The 24638-nt window shown below is 47.3% G+C and carries 23 protein-coding genes, 1 other RNA gene and 1 pseudogene; 15 read left to right on the forward strand and 10 right to left on the reverse strand.

The window, feature by feature from the left end; translation table 11 throughout:
• Positions 1–38: 38 nt before the first annotated feature.
• Complete coding sequence (gene grpE / locus KGP17_RS20395; RefSeq protein ID WP_021178915.1) at positions 39–614, reverse strand: nucleotide exchange factor GrpE; 576 nt, start codon at positions 612–614, stop codon at positions 39–41.
• Between the two features lie 124 nt (positions 615–738).
• Between grpE and nadK the strand changes: the two genes are divergently transcribed.
• The 3 genes from nadK to bamE all read left to right on the forward strand — a co-directional run bounded on the left by nadK (position 739) and on the right by bamE (position 3807).
• Entirely contained in the window at positions 739–1617 is an 879-nt protein-coding gene (gene nadK, locus KGP17_RS20400; protein ID WP_021178916.1) for an NAD(+) kinase, read from the forward strand.
• 86 nt (positions 1618–1703) lie between these two features.
• A complete protein-coding gene (gene recN, locus KGP17_RS20405; protein ID WP_059201559.1) occupies positions 1704–3365 on the forward strand; it encodes a DNA repair protein RecN in 1662 nt (553 codons plus the stop codon).
• Between the two features lie 103 nt (positions 3366–3468).
• A complete protein-coding gene (gene bamE / locus KGP17_RS20410; RefSeq protein ID WP_021178918.1) occupies positions 3469–3807 on the forward strand; it encodes an outer membrane protein assembly factor BamE in 339 nt (112 codons plus the stop codon).
• Positions 3808–3920: 113 nt separating this feature from the next.
• Here the strand turns inward: bamE and KGP17_RS20415 are convergent, their stop codons facing one another.
• Positions 3921–4205, reverse strand: a complete 285-nt coding sequence (locus KGP17_RS20415) for an RnfH family protein (protein WP_115160311.1) — start codon at positions 4203–4205, stop codon at positions 3921–3923.
• Complete coding sequence (locus KGP17_RS20420) at positions 4198–4632, reverse strand: type II toxin-antitoxin system RatA family toxin (protein ID WP_021178920.1); 435 nt, start codon at positions 4630–4632, stop codon at positions 4198–4200. Before KGP17_RS20420 ends, KGP17_RS20415 begins: the two co-directional genes overlap by 8 nt.
• Before the next feature lie 161 nt (positions 4633–4793).
• On the opposite strand from KGP17_RS20420, the gene smpB reads away from it, so the two are divergent.
• The 4 genes from smpB to KGP17_RS20440 all read left to right on the forward strand — a co-directional run bounded on the left by smpB (position 4794) and on the right by KGP17_RS20440 (position 7701).
• Positions 4794–5276 (forward strand): SsrA-binding protein SmpB, encoded by a 483-nt coding sequence (smpB, locus tag KGP17_RS20425; protein ID WP_021178921.1) that lies wholly within the window; start codon positions 4794–4796, stop codon positions 5274–5276.
• A gap of 48 nt (positions 5277–5324) precedes the next feature.
• Positions 5325–5688, forward strand: a transfer-messenger RNA (tmRNA) gene (gene ssrA, locus KGP17_RS20430).
• A gap of 194 nt (positions 5689–5882) precedes the next feature.
• On the forward strand, positions 5883–7076 hold the full coding sequence (locus tag KGP17_RS20435) for an integrase domain-containing protein (protein WP_223498226.1): 1194 nt from the start codon (positions 5883–5885) through the stop codon (positions 7074–7076).
• A gap of 64 nt (positions 7077–7140) precedes the next feature.
• Positions 7141–7701 carry a hypothetical protein gene (locus KGP17_RS20440; RefSeq protein ID WP_223498227.1) on the forward strand — a complete coding sequence of 187 codons (561 nt, stop codon included), beginning with the start codon at positions 7141–7143 and terminating at the stop codon, positions 7699–7701.
• 141 nt (positions 7702–7842) lie between these two features.
• On the opposite strand, the gene KGP17_RS20445 is transcribed toward KGP17_RS20440, so the two are convergent.
• The 6 genes from KGP17_RS20445 to KGP17_RS20470 form a co-directional block, all read right to left on the reverse strand.
• Positions 7843–9540: a DUF2326 domain-containing protein gene (locus KGP17_RS20445; RefSeq protein WP_223498228.1), complete on the reverse strand. Its 1698-nt coding sequence runs from the start codon at positions 9538–9540 to the stop codon at positions 7843–7845.
• Positions 9527–9760 (reverse strand): ABC-three component system middle component 6, encoded by a 234-nt coding sequence (locus tag KGP17_RS20450; RefSeq protein WP_223498229.1) that lies wholly within the window; start codon positions 9758–9760, stop codon positions 9527–9529. The genes KGP17_RS20445 and KGP17_RS20450 overlap by 14 nt, the downstream gene beginning before the upstream one ends.
• Positions 9747–10301, reverse strand: coding sequence for a hypothetical protein (locus tag KGP17_RS20455; RefSeq protein ID WP_223498230.1), 555 nt, complete (start codon positions 10299–10301; stop codon positions 9747–9749). The genes KGP17_RS20450 and KGP17_RS20455 overlap by 14 nt, the downstream gene beginning before the upstream one ends.
• A 3-nt stretch (positions 10302–10304) precedes the next feature.
• Complete coding sequence (locus tag KGP17_RS20460) at positions 10305–10577, reverse strand: hypothetical protein (RefSeq protein WP_223498231.1); 273 nt, start codon at positions 10575–10577, stop codon at positions 10305–10307.
• Between the two features lie 607 nt (positions 10578–11184).
• Positions 11185–11424, reverse strand: a complete 240-nt coding sequence (locus KGP17_RS20465; protein WP_071998200.1) for an ogr/Delta-like zinc finger family protein — start codon at positions 11422–11424, stop codon at positions 11185–11187.
• On the reverse strand, positions 11421–12143 hold the full coding sequence (locus tag KGP17_RS20470; RefSeq protein ID WP_223498232.1) for an NAD-dependent aldehyde dehydrogenase: 723 nt from the start codon (positions 12141–12143) through the stop codon (positions 11421–11423). Before KGP17_RS20470 ends, KGP17_RS20465 begins: the two co-directional genes overlap by 4 nt.
• A gap of 544 nt (positions 12144–12687) precedes the next feature.
• On the opposite strand from KGP17_RS20470, the gene KGP17_RS20475 reads away from it, so the two are divergent.
• The 6 genes from KGP17_RS20475 to KGP17_RS20500 are packed head-to-tail and all read left to right on the forward strand — an operon-like array spanning position 12688 to position 16677.
• A complete protein-coding gene (locus KGP17_RS20475) occupies positions 12688–12948 on the forward strand; it encodes an AlpA family transcriptional regulator (protein WP_223498233.1) in 261 nt (86 codons plus the stop codon).
• On the forward strand, positions 12945–13193 hold the full coding sequence (locus KGP17_RS20480; protein ID WP_021807667.1) for a hypothetical protein: 249 nt from the start codon (positions 12945–12947) through the stop codon (positions 13191–13193). Before KGP17_RS20475 ends, KGP17_RS20480 begins: the two co-directional genes overlap by 4 nt.
• A 5-nt stretch (positions 13194–13198) precedes the next feature.
• Positions 13199–13744 carry a host cell division inhibitor Icd-like protein gene (locus KGP17_RS20485; protein WP_223498234.1) on the forward strand — a complete coding sequence of 182 codons (546 nt, stop codon included), beginning with the start codon at positions 13199–13201 and terminating at the stop codon, positions 13742–13744.
• Positions 13741–14004, forward strand: a complete 264-nt coding sequence (locus tag KGP17_RS20490; RefSeq protein WP_199063633.1) for a hypothetical protein — start codon at positions 13741–13743, stop codon at positions 14002–14004. Before KGP17_RS20485 ends, KGP17_RS20490 begins: the two co-directional genes overlap by 4 nt.
• The gene (locus KGP17_RS20495; RefSeq protein ID WP_059201569.1) at positions 14001–14342 is read left to right on the forward strand and encodes a DUF5375 family protein; all 342 of its coding nucleotides are present in this window, start codon (positions 14001–14003) and stop codon (positions 14340–14342) included. Before KGP17_RS20490 ends, KGP17_RS20495 begins: the two co-directional genes overlap by 4 nt.
• Positions 14343–14352: 10 nt before the next feature.
• Positions 14353–16677: a primase-helicase zinc-binding domain-containing protein gene (locus KGP17_RS20500; protein WP_223498235.1), complete on the forward strand. Its 2325-nt coding sequence runs from the start codon at positions 14353–14355 to the stop codon at positions 16675–16677.
• Between the two features lie 703 nt (positions 16678–17380).
• Here KGP17_RS20500 and KGP17_RS20505 read toward each other — a convergent pair.
• Positions 17381–17665, reverse strand: a complete 285-nt coding sequence (locus tag KGP17_RS20505; RefSeq protein ID WP_223498236.1) for a DUF3892 domain-containing protein — start codon at positions 17663–17665, stop codon at positions 17381–17383.
• 1047 nt (positions 17666–18712) lie between these two features.
• On the opposite strand from KGP17_RS20505, the gene KGP17_RS20510 reads away from it, so the two are divergent.
• A complete protein-coding gene (locus KGP17_RS20510) occupies positions 18713–24268 on the forward strand; it encodes a DUF3320 domain-containing protein (RefSeq protein WP_223498237.1) in 5556 nt (1851 codons plus the stop codon).
• Between the two features lie 94 nt (positions 24269–24362).
• Positions 24363–24533, forward strand: a pseudogene (locus KGP17_RS20515) (transposase domain-containing protein); the annotation flags it as partial.
• Positions 24534–24638 lie beyond the last annotated feature (105 nt).

Raw genomic sequence — 24638 nt, forward strand, 5'->3', positions numbered from 1 at the left:
AGGCACCACGAAGGTGCCTTTATCCTCAGCGGGTCTTATTAAGACTTGGCTTTGGATACCGCAACCATCGCAGGGCGCAGCAGACGGCCATTCAGCGTATAGCCTTTCTGCATCACCATCATCACATGGTTCGGCTGATGGTCGGCTGATTCCATCAGGCTCATCGCCTGGTGAACGTCTGGGTTGAATGGCACGTTGAGCTCGCCTACCACTTCGATGCCGTACTTGCGTACCGCGTCCAGCAGTGACTTCAGCGTCAGTTCAATCCCTTCGATCATCGCGACCAGTTCAGGGTTGTTCTTGTCCGCCAGCTCCAGCGCACGCTCCAGGTTGTCGATCACCGGCAGCAAATCACCGGAGAATTTTTCCAGCGCGAATTTGTGAGCCTTCTCGACATCCAGCTCGCTACGGCGGCGAACGTTTTCCATTTCGGCCTTGGCACGCAGCACACTGTCACGCTCGCGTTGCTGAGCTTCAGCCAGTTGGGCTTCCAACTCGGCAATGCGATCATCGCGCAGATCGGCGCCTGCCGCCATGGCTTCCTCGTGCTGTGCTTGCTGTTCCATTTCTTCCGAGGCTTGCTCGTTTGGCGTCTTCTGTTCTTTACTACTCATGAATATCTCCGCGTTTTAGCATTAATCTCGCAACTTGGCTTATTATGGGGATCAAAACCGGGGTTTCAAGTCAACCGGTCACAATGTGGGGCATAAACCGTCCCTGGTGAGGAAAATGGCAGCGATGAAGAAAAAATTTGCATCTATTGGCATTGTTGGGCACCCGCGTCACCCTTCCGCATTGGCTACTCATGAAATGCTGTTCGAATGGTTGGTTGCCCGTGGCTACAAGGTGATCCTTGAACGCCAGATTGCCCACGATTTGGGTATGAAAGACGTAGATACCGGCAGCCTGGCGGAGATTGGTCAACGGGCCGATCTGGCCGTCGTGGTGGGTGGTGACGGTAACATGCTGGGCGCAGCGCGCGTATTGGCGCGTTATGACATCAAGGTGATCGGGGTAAACCGTGGCAATCTCGGCTTCCTGACCGATCTCGATCCGGACAACGCACTCCAGCAGTTGGCGGACGTGCTGGAAGGGGAATATATCGACGAGAAGCGCTTCCTGCTGGAAACCATCGTCCATAAAGAGCACCAGCAATGCCGCGTCAGCACCGCGATTAACGAAGTGGTGCTACACCCTGGCAAGGTGGCGCACATGATCGAGTTCGAAGTCTATATTGACGATCGCTTCGCCTTCTCGCAGCGTTCCGATGGCCTGATCATCGCCACGCCAACCGGTTCCACCGCCTACTCGCTTTCCGCAGGCGGGCCCATTCTGACTCCGTCGCTGGAAGCCATCGCGCTGGTGCCAATGTTCCCGCACACGCTTTCCGCCCGGCCGCTGGTGATCAACGGTGACAGCACCATTCGCCTGAAGTTTTCCCATATCGGCAGCGATCTGGAAATCAGCTGCGACAGCCAGATCGCCCTGCCCATCCAGGAAGGCGAAGAGGTACTGATCCGCCGCAGCGATTTCCACTTAAACCTGATCCATCCCAAGGACTACAGCTATTTCAATACGTTGAGCACCAAATTGGGCTGGTCAAAAAAATTATTCTAAAAATGGCGCCAATGGCTTTACTGTATATAAAACCAGTTTATACTGTATGAAATCACAGTTATGTGTTTATACACAGGAAGGTCCCTATGTTGGCGCAATTAACCATCAGCAATTTTGCTATCGTTCGTGAGTTGGAGATCGACTTTCAAGCGGGTATGACGGCAATCACCGGTGAAACCGGTGCCGGTAAGTCGATTGCTATTGATGCGTTAGGCCTGTGCCTCGGCAACCGCGCCGACGGCAACGTGGTACGTCTGGGGGCCTCCCGTGCCGATATCTGTGCCCGCTTCTCACTGGCAGATACCCCATCCGCCCGCGAATGGCTGGAACAAAACCAGCTGGATGACAGCAACGAGTGCCTGCTGCGCCGCGTGATCGGAACAGATGGCCGCTCCCGTGGCTTTATCAACGGCACCGCGGTTCCCCTTTCCCAATTACGGGAGCTAGGCCAGCGCCTGATCCAGATCCACGGCCAGCATGCTCACCAGTTGCTGCTAAAACCCGAACACCAAAAACAGTTGCTGGATGCCTATGCCGGCGAACCGGCCTTGCAGGCCGCCATGCACCAGGCTTACCACCAATGGCATCAAAGCTGCCGCGAACTGGCGCACCATCAGCAGCAATCTCTCGAGCGCGATGCCCGCAAGCAACTTCTGCAATACCAGTTGAAAGAGCTGAACGAATTCGCCCCACAGGCCGGTGAGTTTGAGCAGATCGACAGCGAATACAAGCGCCTGGCCAACAGCGGCCAGTTGCTGACCCTCAGCCAGCAGGCCCTGCAACTGCTGGCCGATGACGAGCAACACAACATGCTCAGCCAGCTCTACACCACCAAGCACCTGCTGATGGACCTGATCGGTATGGATGAGAAGCTAAGCGGCCTGCTGGACATGCTGGAAGAAGCCTCGATCCAAATCAGCGAAGCCAGCGATGAACTGCGCCATTACGCAGACCGCATGGATCTCGATCCCAACCGCCTGCATGAGCTGGAACAGCGCCTGTCGCGCCAAATCAGCCTGGCACGAAAGCACCATGTTTCACCGGAAGAATTACCCGGCCTGCATCAACAACTGCTGGATGAGCAACAGCTGCTTTCCCAACAGGCCAGCGATCAGCAACACCTGAGCGAAGCGGTCAACCTGCATCATCAACAGGCGCTGGCGCTGGCTGAGCAGTTGCACCAGAAGCGGCAGCACTATGCAGCCGAGTTAACTACCCTGATCACCGAAAGCATGAATGCGCTCTCGATGCCGCACGGCAAATTTAATATCGACGTCCGCTTTGAACCGGAATACCTAAGCAGCGAGGGGGCCAGCCGCGTTGAGTTCTGCGTCTCCACCAACCCGGGGCAACCGCTGCAACCGCTGGCAAAAGTCGCCTCCGGCGGTGAGCTTTCCCGTATCGCGTTAGCCATCCAGGTCATTACCGCCCGTAAAATGGAAACTCCGGCGCTGATCTTCGATGAGGTAGACGTAGGCATCAGTGGCCCAACGGCCGCCATTGTTGGCCGCCTGCTGCGTCAGTTGGGTGAATCAACCCAGGTTATGTGCGTGACCCACCTGCCACAGGTCGCCGGTTGCGGTCATCAGCATTTATTTGTCAGCAAGCAAACCGACGGCACGGAAACCGAAACCCAGATGTCCCCCTTGGACAAACGTGCCCGTCTGCAAGAGCTGGCGCGCCTGCTCGGCGGCAGTGAAGTCACTAAAAATACGCTGGCAAACGCAAAAGAATTGCTGGCCGCATAACTTTTTTACTTTCCTGAGGTCATAATGAGGCCCTGTAAAGGTTCCCAACTGCTGCAAGGTCTATTATCATCGGCATCCTATGCCCTAAAGGAATGTGATTATTATGCGCTGTAAAATGCTGACAGCTGCCGCTGTGGTTCTTGTGATGCTGACCGCAGGCTGTTCTACTTTTGAGAAGGTGGTTTACCGGCCTGATATCAACCAGGGTAACTACCTGACACCAACCGACGTGGCAAAAATCCACAAGGGAATGACGCAACAACAGGTTGCTTACACATTGGGCACGCCAATGATGCAGGATCCGTTTGGTACCCAGACGTGGTTCTACGTGTTCCGCCAAGAGCCAGGCCATGAGAAGATCACGCAGCAAACGCTGACGTTGACGTTCGACAGCGCAGGCGTGTTGACGGATCTGCAGAATAAACCGGCACTGACCGAGTAAGCCGAGCCGGAGCTGTCATCCGGCCCATGGGGGAAGAGTGAAATCCTTCATGACAGTCGCAGGCTGCAACTCGGAAGACAACGTTCTGATGAAGATAAGGCGCATTCAGCGCCTTATTTTTTTGCCTTTTCCGCCCGCTGACGGCGCAGTTCTTTCGGATCGGCAATCAATGGCCGGTAAATCTCTACCCTGTCACCATCATTGAGCACATCGCTCAGCTTGGCTGGTCGGCTGTAAATACCCACCTTGTTGCTGGCCAAATCGATATCGCTACGTAGCTCTAACAGCCCAGAAGCCAGAATGGCCTGCTCAACGCAGCTGCCTGCGGCCAACTTAACCTGGCGCACATACTGGCGTTCTGGCAACGCATAGACCACCTCAACGCGTATCTCAGACACTGTAGACCTCTTTGGCGCGCTGAGTGAACGCTTGCACCATGCTACCGGCCAGTTCTTTAAACACTTTACCGAAGGCCAGCTCGATCAGTTTGTTGGTGAACTCAAAATCCAGGTGCAGCTCTACCTTGCACGCCTCGGGGCTTAACGCGGTGAACTGCCAGCCGCCCATCAGCTTGCGGAACGGGCCATCGACCAGTTGCATATTGATGCTTTGGTTATCCAGCAGCGTATTGCGCGTGGTAAAGGTTTTGCTGATGCCGGCTTTTGCCACCTCTACCGCGGCGGTCATTTCATTAGGGGAAGCGGCAATCACCCGGCTGCCGGTGCATCCTGGCAGAAAATCGGGATAAGAATGAACATCGTTAACCAACTGATACATCTGCTCAGCGCTAAACGGCACTAAGGCAGAACGACTGATCTGGGGCATATCATTTCCTGAGAGGCAAAAAACGTACAGATAATACCATTTATCTGGCGCCAAACAAAAAATCTGCTACGCGCGGCACGGATCCAAAATGCGAGAAATTGCGCAGGTGCTGAGTGGGAAAGGATTTCTTTCGCTGCGTCATCCAGTATAATGAGCGCACTATGACAAAGAAAAAAGCATACAAACCCGGTTCCGCGACCATTGCACAAAACAAGCGAGCACGTTTCGAATACTCCATCGAAGAGGAGATCGAGGCGGGTTTGGCCCTGCAAGGTTGGGAAGTAAAATCACTGCGTGCTGGCAAAGCTAACATCAGCGACAGTTATGTGATGTTCCGCGACGGTGAAGCCTATCTGTTTGGCGCCACCATTTCGCCGCTGAACGTCGCTTCAACTCATGTGGTATGCGATCCAACACGTTCCCGTAAACTCCTGCTGAAAAAACGTGAGCTAGACTCACTGATCGGCCGCGTTACCCGCGATGGTTATACCGTCGTCGCTCTCTCCATGTATTGGAAAAATGCCTGGAGCAAGGTGAAGATTGGCGTAGCCAAAGGTAAGAAAGAACACGATAAGCGCGATGACATCAAAGATCGTGAGTGGCAGACGGCGAAAGCCCGTATCATGAAGCATGCCAATCGTTAAGCCGCTGGCTTAACAGGGTAATCTTCTGTTATACTGCACAAAGTACTTGGGGCTGATTCTGGATTCGACGGGATTTGCGAAGCCCTAGGAGCATGCCGAGGGGCGGTTTGCCTCGTAAAAAGCCGCAAAAAAATAGTCGCAAACGACGAAAACTACGCACTAGCAGCTTAATACCCTGCTTAGAGCCCTCTCTCCCTAGCTTCCGCTCTTAAGACGGGGATAAAGAGAGGTCAAACCCAAAAGAGATCGCATGGAAGTCCTGCCTGGGGCTGAAGTGCTAAATCTAATCAGGCTAGTTTGTTAGTGGCGTGTCCATCCGCAGCTGACCGGCGAATGTAAAGATTGGACTAAGCATGTAGTGCCGACGGTGTAGTAATTTCGGACGGGGGTTCAAATCCCCCCAGCTCCACCAAATAATGATCCGGGTATTACCAGATAAGTCCGGAGAAGTACGGAAAGCCCGCATCCCACCTAGGTTTGCGGGCTTTTTTGTGTCTGTAGTAGTCCGAGGATATCCGGCTGAATCCAGAGATAATTGGTACACGTTTAGGTACACGCTATAATGTGTACCAATAATCGTGTACCAATTATGGAAGAAAGCTAGTTATGGCGCGCCTAACACGCCCCCTGTCCCACAATGAAATCCTCAAAGCCAAGCCTCAAGACAAAGACTACACGCTACACGATGGCGACGGTCTGTTCCTCCTGGTCAAGGCCAGCGGCAAAAAGCTGTGGCGGTTACGCTACCAACGCCCAGGTACTGACAAGCGAACCAACGTGAGCCTAGGTGCCTACCCTGCTCTCTCGTTAGCCGATGCCCGACAGATCCGCGATGAAAAGCTTTCGCTACTGGTTCGGGGTATCGACCCTCAAGCCAAAGATGCCGAAGAAACCGAACAGAAGCAGATTGCGCAGGAAAGCATTTTCCTTAACGTGGCAAAGCAGTGGTTTGCATTGAAGCAAGCCCACGTGAGCGCGGATCACGCGAAAGATATCTGGCGCTCCATCGAGAAAGATATTTTGCCTTCCCTGGAGAATGTCCCTGTTCAGGAAATTAAGGCCCGTTTGCTAATCCAGGTTCTGGAGCCTATCAAAGCACGTGGAGCTTTGGAGACAGTTCGCCGTCTGGTACAGCGCATCAACGAAATCATGATTTACGCCGTCAACACCGGCTTGATTGAGGCTAACCCTGCCTCAGGTATTGGTAATGCGTTTGAACGCCCTAAAAAGCAGCATATGCCAACGATACGCCCCGAAGAGCTGCCTAAGCTGATGCGCACTATCTCGATGAGTAATCTATCGATACCAACTCGCTGTTTGCTGGAATGGCAATTGCTTACGCTGATACGCCCTGCAGAAGCCTCGGCAACCGCCTGGGCCGAGATCGATATTGAAAAAAGGGAATGGTGCATTCCAGCAGAGCGGATGAAGGCAAAGCGTGATCATATCGTTCCGCTCTCAGACCAGGCATTAGAAATACTTGAAATCATGCACCCTATCAGCGGTAGGCGTGACCATGTATTCCCTAGCCGTAATGACCCACGTAAGCCAATGAACAGCCAGACTGCGAACGCAGCACTAAAACGCATAGGTTATGGTGGAAAATTGGTCGCACATGGTTTACGGTCTATTGCTAGCACGGCTATGAACGAAGCCGGGTTTAATGCTGATGTTATTGAAGCTGCATTAGCCCATAGTGATAAAAATGAAGTAAGACGGGCATACAATCGATCTACATATGTTGAGCAGCGTAAAGAGTTAATGACTTGGTGGGGAAATGAAGTTTATATTCTAAAGTAGGGTGGCAGTACTTTTATTAGTACACTTACAAAAACCGATAACCTGTTAAAATTCAGGACTAATTATGAGCGAAAACTCTTTTAAATCAATAAGAAATACGGTGATTGCTTCAGTTATCGCAGGCGTCATTCTTTTATTTTTCCCCGTGATTCGGGGGCTTATTGTCAAGCTTTTCAAGTGGGTTTACTCAGGTTTGATGTGGTGCTGGGAAATGCTTGTTGCATCACATTCGCTTCCTGGATGGATATGGCTAATAGCTTTCATTTTTTCACTAATAGGCTTAGTGAATGTCTTAATTCTCTTCAAAAGTCCGGCCACAGAGTCAGGTTATAAATCATATACATCAGATTTAATATATAATGCAAAATGGCGGTGGAATTGGGTAGGTAATAATATTACTAATCTTTGGTGTTTTTGCCCACACTGCGATGCAACTCTTGTTTATGATGATAGTTCTTGCCAAAGAGCCTATGCAAACAATATAAGAACTGACTTTATTTGTGAGAATTGCAATCATAAAATTGTAGCCTCAATTCCTGGAGGTAATAATTACTATGCCACTGGAGTAATAGAACGAGAGATCGGTAGAAGAGTAAGGACAGGGCATTATAAAAAACAGTCTTAAAAAGCATCAGCAATGGCCACTTCGTAGTAGAACTCTACGAAGTGGATTGAGTCTTTATATAATTGTAAGTTTAGATTGAATATCAAAATCACCAACACTATACATGATCATTATTCAATTAATGCAAATAATTTTCAGGTGCTATATTTTGAAAAACTTATCACCCTCAGAGAGTTCTAGAATGCAATCATTTTCAATAATATCTCTATCTATCTCTGAGTCAAATTTATCACTTAAAATAGAAACAATGTATTGACCATTAATTCCTTTTGCATAGTTAAAGATATCTCTAATCTGATTAATATCGACATCTTCAATGCTATCATGAATTATGAATGTTGGCCTCTTTAACTTTGTTTTATTGACAAACTCTATGTACGCCAAATCGAAGGCAGTCAATTCTCCTTTTTTCTTACCGCCTGTACTATTTGGAGTAACACAAGATATATCAAATTGACATTTACCTTTTTCCGAGTCAAAAACCAAGTCAAATATATATCTATCACCATATATTAACTTTGTAATTCTACCAAAGTAATCATTAAAGATTTCCAGATTGCCTTCTAAACTATCTAGAGATTTATTAATTTTTATTATTACTTCGTTACACTCATTTTTTAAACCTTCAATATTACTCTTGGTTTCTTCTATTCTATCTAAATTTACTTTTATAGCCGATAGATTGTCTTTTAGATCAGATAACTTATTGAACATCAGTGTTATTGACTTCAATGTCTCAGGCTCTTTTATAGTTTTAAATAAAGAGGATTCCGACTGATGTAATAAATTCAATTTTTCATTAATAACTTCTGCCTGGCTCTTTTTTAAATTCAATTCCCCCTCAAGAAATTCCATCTTATTTTTTATGATTTTATTATGGAACGATAACATCTCACTATATGATGAAGCAAGCACGTCTGTTATATATACTTGAGCACTTGCATAAATCTCTTTTAAGTCATTAGTAATTGCGTCCGAAATATTATTTTTAAGCAAAGAAATTGACTTGTCTAATGTTTTTATTCTCATACTAGCATTCGAGTATTTAATAGATAAGTCTGAAATTTCTGCTTGAACATCAACTAATTTTTTGACGCCATCCGTATGACTATCTTTAAAATCAAAAGATCTGATATCTTTCTCGAGAGTGTTTATTTCAATGCTTAGTGGCTTAATAAGTTTTTTTAACACGCTTTCTTTATGTGGTGACCTATAAGCACTTAGGTTTCTCTCGTACTTTTTAATTTCTCTATTTAATTTTATCTTTTGCTTTAGCAAAGGAAGAGCATCGAACCCAAACAAAAACAAATAAAGTTGATCATATGTGTCACCAGTCGTTTTGTCATAAAGGAACTTTATTGTGTTCTGCATTTTATCATGCGTATTTCGTATGAATTTATGACTCAAATTTCTTATCGATGGCCCAGAACTCATGATGCCAAAAATACTTTTAGAAATAAAATCGACATAATCAATCTTACTCACACCAACTTCATCTATATAATAAGAAACATCTTTTTCATTAACTGTAAGTGTCCTTGCAATTTTATATTCATTATTGTCATAAGAGGTGAATGCCAGCTCAATTAATATATTATTAGCAGTAATAAATTTCTCTATGTCTATAATTGACTTGCCAAACTCCGTATCATGATAAATATCCACACCAGAAGACATAAACAAATAGTCGACCAATCTTGATAACGTTGATTTCCCAACGCTATTCCCACTTTCCTTCCCGATTGTCGGCCTGTTTATAACTAAATTCAAACCCATTTTAAATGAAATACTTCTTATAACACACCCATTTTTATATACTATTAGCTTATTTAGATGCATAGACCAACTCTCCAGCCTCATTTAGTTCAATAACACCTATTATATATAACCAATCTAATGCTTGAACAAAAACATCGAAGGAAATATTTAGGAAAGCTCTAACTTCATCAAAAAGTCTCTCTACTGTTTTTATATTAAAGTCAGATTGATGAAATAAACTAATAATTACCCCACCGATATAAATAGGATTAGCTTGAGGATCCGAATCAATTGTGATCATTTGGATTCTCCAATATAACACATTCTATGATGGAATAACTAACAATCAATTGAATGCCGTAGTCTATATCTTCCTTATATATACCACTATTTATATTAGAACAGTCATCAATAAGATCACGCGTGTACTTAATAACTTCATCAATAATGTTATCCGAATTTACCTTTACTCTTTCAAGTTCTAACACACCTCCCTGTACACTGAACCTACCTAGTGCTTGTTTATAAAACCCTTTCATTTGTCTCTTTAATTTCTCACTACCTCGAGGAATTAATAGATCAAGTGATCTAATTGACTCATCAACAATAAGTGAATCTTGTTTGTATAACTCTGCAATCCATCTATTTCTTTTTAAATCATTAAAGTTTATCTTCAAATCAATTTCAGCCGGAACCCTACTCAAGTTATCTGAAATAGAATTAGCTTGTGATAGTATTTCAACTAACTGGCCAACAACACTTGCACGAATCACATTGGGCTTATTGAGTATTGTCACAGGCCCATGGTTGTTATCGAAATTAACTCCAGATTTCATCACCATACATCACCCAATATCAATATTTACAGGACCGTTATTCTCTTGAAAGTATTGTGACTTTTCCCCTTGGGAAATAGTATTATTATTTACTTTGAGATTATTATTTTCTAGTGTCAATGCATTATTTATTCTTGTAAGTGATATGATTTCCTTTTCCTTCTTAGAAACCCTGCACATTTGAACTATTCCGAACACACCTGAAGTAACACCTATAATATAACCAAACAAAGCAACTATAGGGTTTGCAAGAAAAACCATTATCTCGTTATAAATTTCCATATGAATACCTTAACAAATTTGTTTAGCTTTCTTGTAGCATAAAATAAAGTACAAAACAATTAATATTACATAGACTTAAATGCCTTGCCGACAAACATTAAAAAGAAATAATCAACAAAAGAAACTAATTCAAATGCAAGCATTTATTAATTAAGATATACGTCACACTTTTATTTCCCTTGCTCTTCAGCCCCCTAACTTTTATATACTAACTATATTGCGCAGCTCGATGCCCTACAGGCTCTTGTAGTAAGGAGCTTTCATTCGTTTGCTCTGATAAACAATGGCTGATACATGTAACAGTAGAATGAGCACAGGCAGGGCAACGCTTCTTCACTAAATTCATTAAACTACGCCTGCGCGCAATGCTATCCCCGCCTCGCCTGCCCGCTTCATGTATCGCTTTTCATGCAGTTGCATGCCTGGCTTGAAACCGCGCCAGCACTGGGGCGAGGTAGGCTAAACACGCACATTATACGCATGCAAAATCATGCACTCTATGCATGCACGCGCAGTTTGAGGCAGGCTAGCCAGAAAAAAGGCTGATTTCGGGAGAGCGGTGGAATGCAAAAACCGCATCCTGGTAAAAGATGCGGGGGATGGTTAATCAGTGCAGGTGATTATTGTTGCCGTAACGGTTTAACGTTCGGCGTTCCGGTGGGGGCGGTGCCGGAATAGTTTCCGGTGGCGAGGGCCGTCGGATTACATGCTCAATACTTTCCCGCGTTTTAAAGGTGCTGGAACAATCGATATTCTGACACTGGTAATACGCTTCTTTGGTCTGCTCGGTTAAATAACGGCTGGTGCGGGTATGTGAACCACTGCGGCAAAAGGGACAACGCATCATGATTTCATCCCTCGCTCCTTGAAGCGCTTGCGTTTTTCCGCCACTTCCGTCGCTATCCGCATGCGCTTGATCAAGTTAGTGCGCAGTTCCGGCAATACCCCTGTTTCCTCGGGCTGTGCCAGTCCGATTTCGCTCAGCACCGGGTGCTGTATATTCTTTTGCGCCATAGCTGCACTGACATGGGCATTCAGCCCCCCCAATATGCGCTGTTCAATGACGTCCATCGGGTTATCGTGATAAACACTGTAGGCTTTCTTTGCCAGGGAGCAGGCATTGACAACATCGGCAGTCAGGAGCGCTTTCCCAAGCGCATCCGCTGCCTGGTTCATTGCGTACTCGGCAAAGGCGTTCAAAGCCTCTCGGTGCGCGTCAACCAGCTTGGGGGCTGTCGTTCCACAACAGAGGTGGAGATGCATTTTATCCACCTCCATTTCTTCTATCAGGCCGTCGAACTCTTTGGTCAGTTCCCGCTTGGAGATCCGGCTGTGGTGCTGCGCTTGCAACTCCGGGGTCATTTCCCCACGCAGTTTGCGAAACAGGGTACGCCACTGGCTTTCCGCTTCGAGACTTTCCACCTCAGTGTCTTTCTTCTGTTGATGGCAACGGGCGATACCTGTTACGACCTCCGTTAGCTCCTGGGCGTTTTTGTCGTGGGCGGCGCGGGCGTCACGCAGCACTTGCAGCTTTTCGGTGATGGACTTGGGTAGCGTGGTACTCATTGTGGTGTCTCCGGTGTTCGTCAATGTGTCGCCATTCTGTTGATAACCGCACAACATCGCTATCAATGCCCGTTGGATCACCGGCAGGACAACACCCCGTGAAATTGCCCAGAAAACCATCACCGAGATTTTAGTTTTTATATAAACTATTCACTACTGTTCACTTCAATAAAAAATAGAGTTAAATCAGTAAGTAAAGTAGTGAACAGTTGACTTAAAACTCATCACTCACTGTTCACTACTGTTCACCCTGCCCAAAATTGACCTTTTTTCTGGCTAGCCTCTTCATCGTCTTTTTAAATGCTTTTACCTATTAATTATTATTGATTTACCACTATTTCTTTCAGATTAAATTCCTTCTCCCCTTCCTCATCCCTTATCACTATTAATCACATAATGTGTATTTTTTTCAGTCAATTGCGTAATCCACCACACAACAAGCCCTTGTTGCCATCATGAAAAATATTCACATAATAGGGTGCTACCACACGAGTCCACACAGTCCCGGTGAGTCACCACCGGATACAAACGAGGTAGCATAACCATGCTTGCAGTTGCCACACCGTCCCGTACTACCCCTGCGCCAACCCTGACCGATCCCACGTCCCGCGATCGCTTTATGCGCCTGCCTGAGGTGCTCTATACCACCGGCCTTTCCCGCTCCACTGTGTATGAAATGATTGGGCGTTCACAGTTCCCGAGCCAGATTTCCCTGGGCGGTAAGAATGTTGCCTGGCTTGAGTCTGAGGTTGAAGAGTGGATGGCTGAACGTATCGCCAACCGTCACCAGGAGGCTGCCGTATGATGCTCCTGACGCTCGGCCAACAAACCTTTAGCCTGGATCACAGCGATGCCCTGTTTGTGGCAGAAGCTATCCTGATGCTGCGCAAGAACCCTAAAATGGCCCTGTCTGAACGCCACAGCGCCAAGCATGGCGTGATTGCCCTTACTTGCCAGGGGCCATCAATTTACCACCGCCCCCAAGTGCGCCATGTGCCGCTTTCCAACGCCGCCGACAGCTACAAAACCTCTGACCTGACAGACTGTTGATCACTATGCGATCGATTGAATGTCCGTATGCGTTTTCTGGCTTGCCCTGGCGGCAAGCCCTACGTTATAGTCCTTGCGCTGTCGCACAATCGACAGTCGGGCGTAGGAACCCGTGTTACTTATTGGCGACTCAACACGCGCCTAGCGTGTTTTTTTATGTCGTGGCCTTAGCGCACTCATTTTTTGCACAGTGGTTTTTATGCTACTGTAGCGATCAAACAATGGTGGCTCAGGCGGGGCAGCCTTCGGGCTGGCCGGTTTCCAATAAGGCCGGTATTCCTACCCCCGTCTGGGCTACCACCCATAAGTGTAGGAACTTCGGTGGTAGCAATAACCAATACTTATTGGAGGCTGCCACCATGGCTACTATCCTCACCCCGTCACACCCGCAATTTATCTTCCTGTTTGCTGCCGTGCGCCGCAACACCACCACATTACAGCCCTGCATGCTGCGCACCGTTGCCACCTGTGAGCACGCCGCCCGCCGCGCCCTGGTACGTGATTACGTGCTGGCCTTCGCAGGCCGTCTGCCTGTCGCGGAGGTGGCATGAATACTCTAGCCGCCCGCTTCTATAGCGATACCCACTACCCGATCCCGCACGCCGATTTCCTGCGCCTACAGCATGCGCACTCTGTCGGGGTGTTGTTCCTCGATATGCTCGATCAGATGAACTGCTGCGGCCAACGCCCGGACAGCTTCCAGCAAGGCGCACTGGCTTCCGTGGTGGCGGTACTGACCGACCAACTCGGACAGGTGGTCACCACCTGCGAATCCCATATCAATCACAACCTGGAGGCGACCGCCGCATGAACACACTCAATCAATCCTGCCTGCCTATTGAAGTGCGTACAGCGGTGTATCGCCGTGCCGTGGCACAAGCCTATCTCGATACCTGCGCCTTTTATGGGCTTAGCCTCGGTTACTCGCTGGATGAATTGCAAATGACCATCGCCATGCAGTTGGAAGGCTACTTTGTTGGTCAGCATGGCCCGGAAGACGGTATGGACATGGCCTGTGCCATGTTGGGTGATATGGTGCAGCCGGATATCCTGGTTGCCCCTCCCCGCCTGACGCCATTAGGGCAAAAGATGATGGACGAACTGTGCTGTGACCAGCTCACTGCCACCGCTAACACGACCGTGCATTGAGGGGGCGACGATGACGCTATTAAACGTTTCACAGACCTCACGTGCAGCAACCGGCCAATGGCCGGTATTACTTCCTGCCCTGGGCATTCACATCACCGCCGGGGGGCGGGCGCAGCCTTGCCCGGTATGCGGCGGTAAAGACCGTTTTCGCTTTGACAACCAGCAAGGGCGCGGAACCTGGTTCTGCAACCAGTGTGGCGGCGGGGATGGTCTTTCACTGGTCGAAAAGGCGCTGGCGGTGACCACCAAAGAGGCCGCCAGCAAGGTGGCCGGGGTATTGGGCAACACCTCACACGCCCCCTTACCGGTGCAGAATAGCCAACAGGAGAAAACCCTGGCCCGGCAGCAAGCCGCCGAACAGGCCCGCCAACTGTTGGCCGCCGCCGTCCCCCAGGCAGGCAATGCCTACCTGACTCGCAAAGGCTGGCCGGATGTGGACACCCTAACCTTACAGGGTAAGCCCCTGCGCGTGGGCGGTATCACCTATCAACCCGGTGATCTGCTGTTACCACTGACCAATGCCGCCGGGAAAGTGGTTAACGTCCAGTTGATCAACACCGCAGGCGACAAGCGTACCCTGGCCGGGGGACAGGTCAAAGACACTTGCCATTATCTGGCCGGGCCGGATCACGCGGTGATCTGGTTAACGGAAGGCTACGCCACCGGGCTGACCGTGCATCAACTGACCGGGGAAAGCGTCTGTATTACGCTCAGTGCCAATAACCTGCCCACCCTGGCGCAACAGTTGCGCGCACACTACCCGAATGCATTGCTACTGCTGGCCGCCGACAATGACGAGAACGGCACCGGCCAAACTCGCGCCACCGAGGCCGCCCAACTGACCGGCGCTAAACTGGCATTACCGCCGATGATCGGTGACTGGAACGATCTCTATCAGCAACAGGGCAAACTCCCTACCCTGGCACAGTTGCAGGCGTTTAACCCACCGCAGCACCCTAGCCCGTTCGACACCCTCAGCGATGCCGACCTGAAAGCCATGAGCGCCAGTGAGAAAGCCGCACTGCTGGCCGAACATTACCAGCACTTGCTGGCGGTGCCGCCGGTGGGGGAAGATTTATGCCGCTACGAGAACGGCGCATGGCAGGTATTGCCTTACCGGGTACTTAGCCGGGAAATTGCCGCCCTGTTCCAGAAAATCCGCGCCCCGTTCTCGGCCTCCGGGATCGGCAGCGTCCTGGATACGCTTAAACTGATGGTGCCGCAGATGGGCACCCCGGCCCGCCAGTTTATTGGCTTTCGTAATGGCGTGTTTGATACCGTCACCGGCCAGTTTAGCGCCCACCAGAAAACCCACTGGCTGCGCACTGTGAACAGCGTGGATTACACGCCATCCAAGGCAGGGGAAAATCTGGCCGACCACGCGCCGCACTTCTGGCGCTGGCTAATGCGGGCCGCAGGACAGCAACCCGACAAACGGGAACGTATCCTCGCGGCGCTCTTTATGGTGCTGGCAAACCGCTATGACTGGCAGATGTTCCTGGAAGTGACCGGGCCGGGTGGCAGCGGGAAAAGCGTGATGGCCTCCATCGCCAGCCTGCTGGCGGGGAAAGACAACACCACCTCGGCCTCTATCGATACGCTGGAATCCTCGCGGGATCGGGCCTCAGTGGTCGGATTCTCGCTGATTATCCTGCCTGACCAGGAAAAATGGAGCGGTGACGGGGCAGGCATCAAGGCGATCACCGGCGGTGATGCCGTCGCCATCGATCCGAAATACCGTGATGGCTACTCCACCCATATTCCGGCGGTGATCCTGGCGGTGAACAACAACCCGATGCAATTCAGTGACCGCAGCGGCGGTGTATCCCGTCGCCGGGTGATCCTGCCGTTCCCGGAGGTGATACCGACCCATGAACGCGATCCGCAGCTCCTGACCAAAATCACCGGCGAACTGGCGGTGATCGTGCGGCACCTGATGCAACGCTTTGCCAGCCCGAACGATGCCCGCGACCTGCTCCAGGCGCAGCAACACTCGGATGAAGCGCTGGAGATCAAACGCAGTGCCGATCCGCTGGTTGATTTTTGTGGCTACCTGCTGGAAGAGAGTGAACCCCACGGCCTGTATATGGGGAACGCCAACATTGTGCCCGCCAATCCGCGCAAGTATCTGTATCACGCTTACCTGTCTTACATGGAGGCCCGAGGCCACAAATACCCACTCAATCTGACCGCGTTCGGGCGGGCCATCCCGCAGACCTTGCGCGAATACGAGATCACCTTGCTTAAGCGCAAGACCAACCAGGGGATACAGACCAACCTGGTACTGAGTGAGGATTGTGAGGCCGATTGGCTGCCTAAGTGTGAAGCCCACTGAGTGAACGTGGTCACGATCGTTTTCGCCGATCAATACGCGGCTATTGATCTGCCGAACCCATTGGACGCTGCCGCAGTCAGGCATTTATAGTCCCTTGTATAAACCGCATACAATCCAACACCAGGGAAAATGTATCGGTTATCCTTCTGGCCCGCTTGCGGGCCTTTCACTACCCCCTTTCACTACAACGGCAAAACCGGCTCCGGCCGGTTTTTTTGTGCTTGCCGATCGCCACTGTTCACGCTGGAGTGAACAGTTGTGTACAGTTCCCGGATAACTCACCACCACTTAACACAATGATTTATATAAATAAAATACAAAAAGTGAACAGTGTGACCAGTTTTTCTATAAATCTTTTTTTGTGGCAACGTTCCGGCTGGTTTTGTGTTCGCGGATCGGGACTGTTCACACTGGAGTGAAGAGTTGTGCACAGTTCCCGGAAAACTCATCACCCTTTAATGTAATGATTAATATAGAGAAAATTCAAAAGTGAACAGTGTGACTAGTTTTTCTATAAATCTTTTTTTTCTAAGCGCAACGGCAGTTCAGAGTTATGATGGTTTAGCGCCGGTGATTCAGCAGAGTTGAGTCTCCTGTTAAAGCAATAAAACGGAGACTACGACTTCGCTGTCTCCGGAGAATGATTAACTCATATGCTTCCCGAACTTAGGGCCGGAGAGTATATGAGGGGTATTGAATGCGCTTAAAACTTCGGCAAGTTACCCAGATTATCGCGTTTGGTATTGTTACGGTCTGTCGAAAGGTAAATGTCATCGATAACGTGAACATCTGCCCCGTTAACCCACTGACCATCTTTTTTGGTGATGGTTTTAAATTTTGTCGCCCCGTCGTTGATCAATTCTGCAACAAACTGCCTAGAATTGATTGTTGTATCAGCCTCACCTTTACCACCTTTAATGATTTTTACATACTCAATGTGCTGGTTACTTGCATCCATGCGAACTGCCGAAATATAATACAGAGTCATTGTGTATCTCCTGATACGCTATCCCATATAGCGTTCTCCAGAATATATGCACGTTGAACTTAGTCATATCAACCTGTTCCGGTATATAACACACTGATAGTTATCACAGATCAAAAAAACGTCATGCCTCCCGGTTTTCCATTACCAGTTCTATGCGTATCAAAAATAAGCCAACTGAATAGCCACGAATTTCGTAGCCATTTTTCATTGTGAGGGGATAAGTTCTAACGTCTCCTTCTCGCTGTCAGTTCAGGCCTGAGCTAATCCCTCAGCGGCAAGATTGTTGCTGACAACCTTCGCTAAAGGTGAAAGGCCTGAATATGTCAGTCAAAATAGCTTTTACTCCACCTTTTGTTTTACAGCTCGATTTAAGCAGCTAGATGTGCCTGTAGTTGGCATTCGCCACATGTCGCGCTTTAAACCCGATGTGAGATTAATCCAACAGGCATGGGATAAAAAACGCTAATCGCCAGTCTGCAAACTGATTGAAATTTAGTCACAACTAATCATCACTTTTCATAATTGGTACACGTTTAGGTACACGCCACAAACTTGAATTAGATTTTTATCAATAAATACAACAAATTAATCAATCCATTCAGATTCCCCCAGCCCAAATAGGTCGCCAGTGATACCAGATAGACCCGGCGACAGTGACAAAAAAGCCCGCAATTCACATTGCGGGCTTTTTTGTGTTTGAAACTTACGCTCCTCGATGATGAGGCTAGCGACTTTATGGGGGAAACTTTTAATAGATAAGAATTTTCCTATCCACATCAAAATAGCCTATCTAACGTGTAAATCGCCCCCAATCTCCCCCTCTGACTAATCAAGCCTTAGTAAGGAAACCTTGCCACCAATCGTCAAAAGACGCAAAAACAGAGACCTAAACCAGAATACCCCTCTTCACTTCCTCTCGGGGCTGGAGTAAAGTCATTATCAAATTATTATAAAATATTCATCAGCACTCTTTCATAGCATCCTACCGCAATGATATCTCAGATAGCGTAGGGGTTAACAAGAACAATATGACGGACTAATAATTGTATGAATGATAACGAAGGGACACTATTTCAAAGCAATGCATTCTCCCTTGAGCAAAAACTTGAAAGAGCACGAGCGCAACTGCTTGATTTAGGTGCTAGAAATAGATTGCTCAACATTCCCAGAGCACGGACGTCAAAATTTCTTGATGTGTGTGATGAGCGCTCTGAAGATATTTATAAGCTATTAGTGATTGAAGCAAAAACCTTTACCTTCCTGCATGGGAAAACTGGCAAAGATGATGATAACCAGGAAAGTGAAGAAGCGAATGATAACATTGAAACATTTCTCTATCCATTCAAAGAAGATGATACTCCAAAAGCACAACATTTAGATACAAAACTCCAAACAAGGCTGACGGCTAAAGGGTTACAAAAAAGGCTATTGGATCTTTATCACGACTCTCGAACGTTAGAGGAAGAACAAGGTGTCAATATTCTTTATTTAGCACTGGGAACGTTAAAATGGATAGATCCTGCTAATAAAGAAAATATTCGCTATGCGCCATTAATTTTAATTCCTGTAACCCTTGAACGTGGCAATGTCGGTGAAAGGTTTAAACTACGAGCAAGGAACGAAGAAATTATCGCGAACCTTTCTCTGGAGGCCTTTTTAGAAAAAATTCACCAACTTACTCTTCCAGAGCTGAGACCAGATGATAATCATGAATTAAATATTACTAGTTACATGTCAGATATCGCTGAAGCAGTCAGCCTTAAGCCTGATTGGCAAGTTCTAGAAAATGATATCACTTTGGGCCTATTTTCCTTCGCTAAATTTTTAATGTATCGCGATCTAGATCCTGCTAATTGGCCCGCCAAAGATAGTATTACCACCCAACCCATTATCCGTGCACTGATGTCGGATGGGTTTGATGGGGATGACAGTCTGCTATCCGAAGATGAACCGATCGACCCTATTATTCCACCAAAAGATATGTTGCACATCATGGATAGCGACAGTTCACAAACTCTTGCGATTCATGAGGTCCGTCGGGGTAAAAGTTTGGTCATACAGGGACCGCCTGGAACAGGTAAGTCACAAACTATCGCAAACATCATTGCTTCTGCTGTAGCGGATGGAAAAACAGTTCTTTTCGTTGCTGAAAAAATGGCTGCTTTAGAGGTTGTTAAGCGTCGCCTTGATCAGTCCGGCGTTGGCGATGCTTGTCTAGAGCTACACAGCAACAAAACAAACAAACGCGCCTTCCTGGAAGAACTTAAAAGAGTTTGGGAATTAGGCTCCCCACGTGGAGAATTCTCGGACACATTGATAGATAATCTGACCGAAGTGCGAGACCTATTAAACCAGCATCCAGCCAGGATCCATAAGGTTTATAGCCCTTCGGAACTCACTCCATATCAAGTCATGGGTCACTTAGTCCGCTTACGTCAGGTTGGTCAAGCCCCAACAAATTTCCGTTTGCACGGCATCGAATTGTGGAGCAGCAATGACTTAACAAAACGCTTAGAGCTTACAAAAGAACTCTTAGATAGGGTAAATGATATTGGGATACCTGATAATCACCCGTGGCATGGCGTTGGTCTTGAGAGAATTATACCCAGCGAGGTAGAGCGTTTAGTCTCAGATATTAACGGTGTGCTAATCCAACTAGCAGAGTTTTATTCGAAAACTATAGCGCTGGCAAGAGATGTAGCATTATTCCCTGCTCCAAATACATTCAAAGATATTGATGAGCTCGTGGTGGTTACGGAGCACATTAACAGCGCGCCCAATCTCTCAGTGGAAGCATTAACCTCGCCAATATGGAAAACTCAACTAGTAGAGATCAATAATCTAATTAATTTAGGCCTTGATTATCAGAGGATTCTTACAGAAATTGAGAGTGAGATTGTAGTTGAAAATTTAAAGATGCCTCTTACTGAACTCGAGGTTGAATTAAATGCGCTTCCGGATAGTTTACTACCCTCAGGCTTTGCCACTGCAATTCCTCTTCAGAGGTCTTTGACAAAGCTGCTGGCTGAAGCACGTCAACTACAGCTTGAATTAGGGTCCCAAACAGGACTGGATACTTGCCAGAATATCAAGCAGTTAATCGAACTAGGTGAAAAGGTGGCCTCTGTGCCCGAAGTCAGCCCCGAAGCCCTCATTGCATCCGTTTGGGAGCAAGGTGTTGAACAAGCTTCAGACCTCGTTAACTCGATAATACGATTAACCGAAACGTATTCTAATATTGAACACCAACTACAAGGGGTTGCCTGGGAAGCTGACGTTATTACTGCGAGAAACAGTTTGGCAGTACAAACTGATCCACTTCGGTTTTTCAGCAGTGAATGGCGAAAATCACGGGCTTTTGTGCGATCCCTTATTCGCGACCCTTCAATGCCAATTCCATTGCAAGTTGAATTATTAGATAAACTGCTGGAAGTACAATCATTAAGAAAAAAAATAAAAGAGCTCGATGCATTTGGACAATCCGCATTTGGCAGTGATTGGCGTGGGGAAAGTAGCAATAGCCAACTATTGTTAGCACTCATCGATTGGATGAGGACATTAAAAGAATTCAATACAGAAACTCGAGTTCTTGCTAGCCGCCTTGCTGACCGTGATTTAGTCAAATACCAAGTTGATCAACTTAATACCACATTTGAACAGGTAAGCGTTCAGTTAGATACTCTATGGAATGCTTTCGATTCGTCTCCAAGTGAATTTTTTGAAAATAACTTCTCTATAAGTCGCGTACCACTTAACTTTATCGAGAAACATGTTAAAAAGTTAATCTGGATTGACGAAAGATCTAGAGAGCTATTTAAAAACCCACCAGATATTTTGAGTGAAAGGCGATATTTATTATCGAAGGTCATAAAGTTACAGCAACTATCTCAGACAATAGACTCTTTGGATATTCTAGGCGCTCAGGCATTTTCGAATAGCTGGATAAAAAGTGATTCCGATTGGAAATCATTGATGCAGGCTTCCAACTGGATAGAGCAACATCAGGATTTACGTTTTATTGCAGCCAACATCAACAATCGAAATGAAATAGCGGAACTTGCAAAGCAATATCAACAGACAGGTATTAATTTTATCAACATTATCGATAATCTGTCGATAAGATTAGCTTCAAAAACTGAGACACTGTTTAAAGTGGGTTCAATTGATGAGTTATCAATACTGGCCGCAGGCACTAAGTTGCTATTGTGGATGGATAATTCAGAACAGCTTTCCAAATGGGTTGCTTGGCAATACCGAGCTTCTTTAGCTAAAAAACTAGGCATGAGCGAGTTTATTGAAAAACTTGCAAATGGAAGCCTTACGCAAGAAAACAGCTTCACCGCTGTTGAACGCACTTATTATGAATCTTTATTGGCATTAATGGTGGAACAAGATCCTGAACTTGTTCGATTTGATGGAGAGCTTCATTCCAGAGAAGTAGAAAAATTTTCTGACCTGGATCGTAAGGGTATCAAAGCAGCCAGCTTTGAAGTGGTTAGAGCACATCATCGTAGAATTCCATCTCAAATAGGTGGTGCTGGTCCTGTTGGTATTCTGCGTGCAGAAATGGCACGTAAGAGAGGGCACATGCCAATCCGGCAGCTAATGCTAAAAGCTGGCTTAGCGATACAAGCTCTAAAACCAGTAATGATGATGAGTCCATTATCCATTGCACAATTTCTGGTACCTGGATGCCAAAAATTTGATCTTCTCGTGATGGATGAAGCTAGCCAGATCCAACCTGTTGATGCCATCGGCGCCATTGCAAGATGCGGGCAAGTTGTTGTCGTAGGCGATGAGCGACAATTACCCCCAACCAGCTTTTTCTCTAGGATGACAGAATCGGATAGTGAGGATGATGATGAACTTTCACAGGTGGCAGATATCGAGAGCGTATTGGGATTATTTGTCGCTAGAGGGTTACCGCAGAGAATGTTGCGTTGGCATTATCGCAGCCGCCATCAGTCATTAATTGCCGTCTCTAACAGCCAATTTTATGAGAATAAACTCTTTATAGTACCTAGCCCGTACACTCAAGAAGCCGGAATGGGATTGTTATTTCATCATGTGCAAAATGGCGTTTTTGAATCGGGAAGCAGCAGCTCTAACCCGGTGGAAGCAAGACGCGTAGCTACAGCAATAATGGAACATGCACAAAATCATAAGGGGCTGTCTCTGGGTGTTGCGACATTCTCGGTTTCGCAGCGAAAAGCCATCCAGGACGAACTAGAGGTATTACGCCGCCTGAACCCGGAGTTGGAAGATTTCTTCCATGCCCATCCAAATGAACCGTTCTTTGTTAAAAACTTAGAGAACGTTCAGGGAGATGAGCGCGATGTGATTATGATTTCCGTTGGCTATGCCAAAAACACCAATGGTTACATGGCGATGCGTTTCGGCCCTCTAGGCGCAGAAGGGGGAGAACGCCGCTTGAATGTTCTGATAAGTAGAGCAAAACGACGTTGTGAGGTTTTTGCGTCAATCACTGACGAAGATATCGATCTTGAGCGGGCAAAAGGCAAAGGTGTCTTTGCGTTCAAACTGTTTCTTCAATACGCTCGCACAGGACGTTTATCCTTGGCTCAAAAATCCGATCGTGCAATGGATAGTGTGTTTGAAGAACAGGTAGCTGACGCACTTCAAAAAAGAGGTTACCAGGTCCATCCACAAGTTGGCATTGCTGGATTCTTTATCGATTTAGCCATTGCAGATCCTGATATGCCAGGACGATATCTGATTGGCATTGAGTGTGATGGTCGAGCCTATCATTCCTCTCGGTCCGCCCGTGAGCGTGACAGATTACGCCAATCCGTGCTGGAGGATCATGGGTGGATTATTCACCGAATTTGGAGCTCCGACTGGTTCCAGCGACCAGAAGAACAGTTGCAACGCACTGTCGAAGCAATCGAAACAGCAAAAAATGAACTTGCCCTTCGTTCGGATCGCAGAAGTTCTGATACCAGAGCTGTGCCGATTGAAATTATCACTATTGAACGTGAGTCTGTAACAGAAATTAGTCTCGTCGATTCTGAACAGAGCCTTGAACATGTTGAAAATTATATCGAGTCTACCCCTGAGTTTCATGCCAATTGGCAGCTGCATGAAACACCAGCAAGCATTCTGGTGGACCTGATTGAAAAAATCGTTCAAACCGAGTCACCAATTCATGTCGGTGAAGTCGTTACACGCCTAAGAACCGCATGGGGGTTACAGCGTGCCGGGGCAAGAATAGAAGCGGCAGTAAATCAGGCAATCAATATCGCATGCAAAAAAGGAACGATATTGCAGGCTGGGAATTTCCTTATGTGTAGTACCTCAGAAATTACGCTCCGAAATCGACAGAACGTTCTGTCATCTGGTCTGAGAAAACCTGAAATGATTGCCCCTGAAGAAATAGCCGTCGGCATCAATGCAGTCGTGGCAAGAAACTTAGGAGCGACTGATGACGAAATCATTTCATCTGTTTCCAGAATGTTGGGATTCAGAGCCACAAGCAGTGTCTTGAGAAAAACAATATCTGAAGTCATAGAAGGTTTATTGAATGAAGGTATTCTGAGGAGAGAAAATACAATGATTATTGTTAGCGAAACAGTGGAAAATTAATGGCTGTAGACAGTAGCCTAAGGTCGCGAAAGCGGCCTTGGGGTGCAATGCCTGATATCAACACCTTCTCCTTTCGCTTTGATTCATCGCCTAGTCGTTGCAGTCCGGGCAACGGATGGCATCTATCCTGAGTCTGTTGTGAATCTCCAAACTAAACGACCACGCCCCTTACAACTGGTTGCGTGATGTGCTGACCCGCTTGCCGACCTGGCCTAACAGTCGGATCAACAATCTATTACCTTACGCCGAAAACCGCTTCAGTTAATCCTCCTCAACTTATTACATTATTTTAATCGTACAACACGAGGTAACCGTTCGGTTACGTATCAGAAAACTACGTCTTTGATAAGGTGGAGGCATCTACCTTTCC

Source organism: Serratia sp. JSRIV001, from assembly GCF_019968745.1.
In the GTDB taxonomy this organism is placed as follows: Bacteria; Pseudomonadota; Gammaproteobacteria; order Enterobacterales; family Enterobacteriaceae; genus Chania; species Chania fonticola_B.

What these genes read in the sequence shown, in the direction of transcription:
- grpE (WP_021178915.1), bottom strand. Translation starts at nt 614, where the DNA reads ATGAGTAGTAAAGAACAGAAGACGCCAAACGAGCAAGCCTCGGAAGAA.
- nadK (WP_021178916.1), top strand. Translation starts at nt 739, where the DNA reads ATGAAGAAAAAATTTGCATCTATTGGCATTGTTGGGCACCCGCGTCAC.
- recN (WP_059201559.1), top strand. Translation starts at nt 1,704, where the DNA reads ATGTTGGCGCAATTAACCATCAGCAATTTTGCTATCGTTCGTGAGTTG.
- bamE (WP_021178918.1), top strand. Translation starts at nt 3,469, where the DNA reads ATGCGCTGTAAAATGCTGACAGCTGCCGCTGTGGTTCTTGTGATGCTG.
- KGP17_RS20420 (WP_021178920.1), bottom strand. Translation starts at nt 4,632, where the DNA reads ATGCCCCAGATCAGTCGTTCTGCCTTAGTGCCGTTTAGCGCTGAGCAG.
- smpB (WP_021178921.1), top strand. Translation starts at nt 4,794, where the DNA reads ATGACAAAGAAAAAAGCATACAAACCCGGTTCCGCGACCATTGCACAA.
- KGP17_RS20435 (WP_223498226.1), top strand. Translation starts at nt 5,883, where the DNA reads ATGGCGCGCCTAACACGCCCCCTGTCCCACAATGAAATCCTCAAAGCC.
- KGP17_RS20440 (WP_223498227.1), top strand. Translation starts at nt 7,141, where the DNA reads ATGAGCGAAAACTCTTTTAAATCAATAAGAAATACGGTGATTGCTTCA.
- KGP17_RS20445 (WP_223498228.1), bottom strand. Translation starts at nt 9,540, where the DNA reads ATGCATCTAAATAAGCTAATAGTATATAAAAATGGGTGTGTTATAAGA.
- KGP17_RS20450 (WP_223498229.1), bottom strand. Translation starts at nt 9,760, where the DNA reads ATGATCACAATTGATTCGGATCCTCAAGCTAATCCTATTTATATCGGT.
- KGP17_RS20455 (WP_223498230.1), bottom strand. Translation starts at nt 10,301, where the DNA reads ATGGTGATGAAATCTGGAGTTAATTTCGATAACAACCATGGGCCTGTG.
- KGP17_RS20460 (WP_223498231.1), bottom strand. Translation starts at nt 10,577, where the DNA reads ATGGAAATTTATAACGAGATAATGGTTTTTCTTGCAAACCCTATAGTT.
- KGP17_RS20465 (WP_071998200.1), bottom strand. Translation starts at nt 11,424, where the DNA reads ATGATGCGTTGTCCCTTTTGCCGCAGTGGTTCACATACCCGCACCAGC.
- KGP17_RS20470 (WP_223498232.1), bottom strand. Translation starts at nt 12,143, where the DNA reads ATGAGTACCACGCTACCCAAGTCCATCACCGAAAAGCTGCAAGTGCTG.
- KGP17_RS20475 (WP_223498233.1), top strand. Translation starts at nt 12,688, where the DNA reads ATGCTTGCAGTTGCCACACCGTCCCGTACTACCCCTGCGCCAACCCTG.
- KGP17_RS20480 (WP_021807667.1), top strand. Translation starts at nt 12,945, where the DNA reads ATGATGCTCCTGACGCTCGGCCAACAAACCTTTAGCCTGGATCACAGC.
- KGP17_RS20485 (WP_223498234.1), top strand. Translation starts at nt 13,199, where the DNA reads ATGCGATCGATTGAATGTCCGTATGCGTTTTCTGGCTTGCCCTGGCGG.
- KGP17_RS20490 (WP_199063633.1), top strand. Translation starts at nt 13,741, where the DNA reads ATGAATACTCTAGCCGCCCGCTTCTATAGCGATACCCACTACCCGATC.
- KGP17_RS20495 (WP_059201569.1), top strand. Translation starts at nt 14,001, where the DNA reads ATGAACACACTCAATCAATCCTGCCTGCCTATTGAAGTGCGTACAGCG.
- KGP17_RS20500 (WP_223498235.1), top strand. Translation starts at nt 14,353, where the DNA reads ATGACGCTATTAAACGTTTCACAGACCTCACGTGCAGCAACCGGCCAA.
- KGP17_RS20505 (WP_223498236.1), bottom strand. Translation starts at nt 17,665, where the DNA reads ATGACTCTGTATTATATTTCGGCAGTTCGCATGGATGCAAGTAACCAG.
- KGP17_RS20510 (WP_223498237.1), top strand. Translation starts at nt 18,713, where the DNA reads ATGAATGATAACGAAGGGACACTATTTCAAAGCAATGCATTCTCCCTT.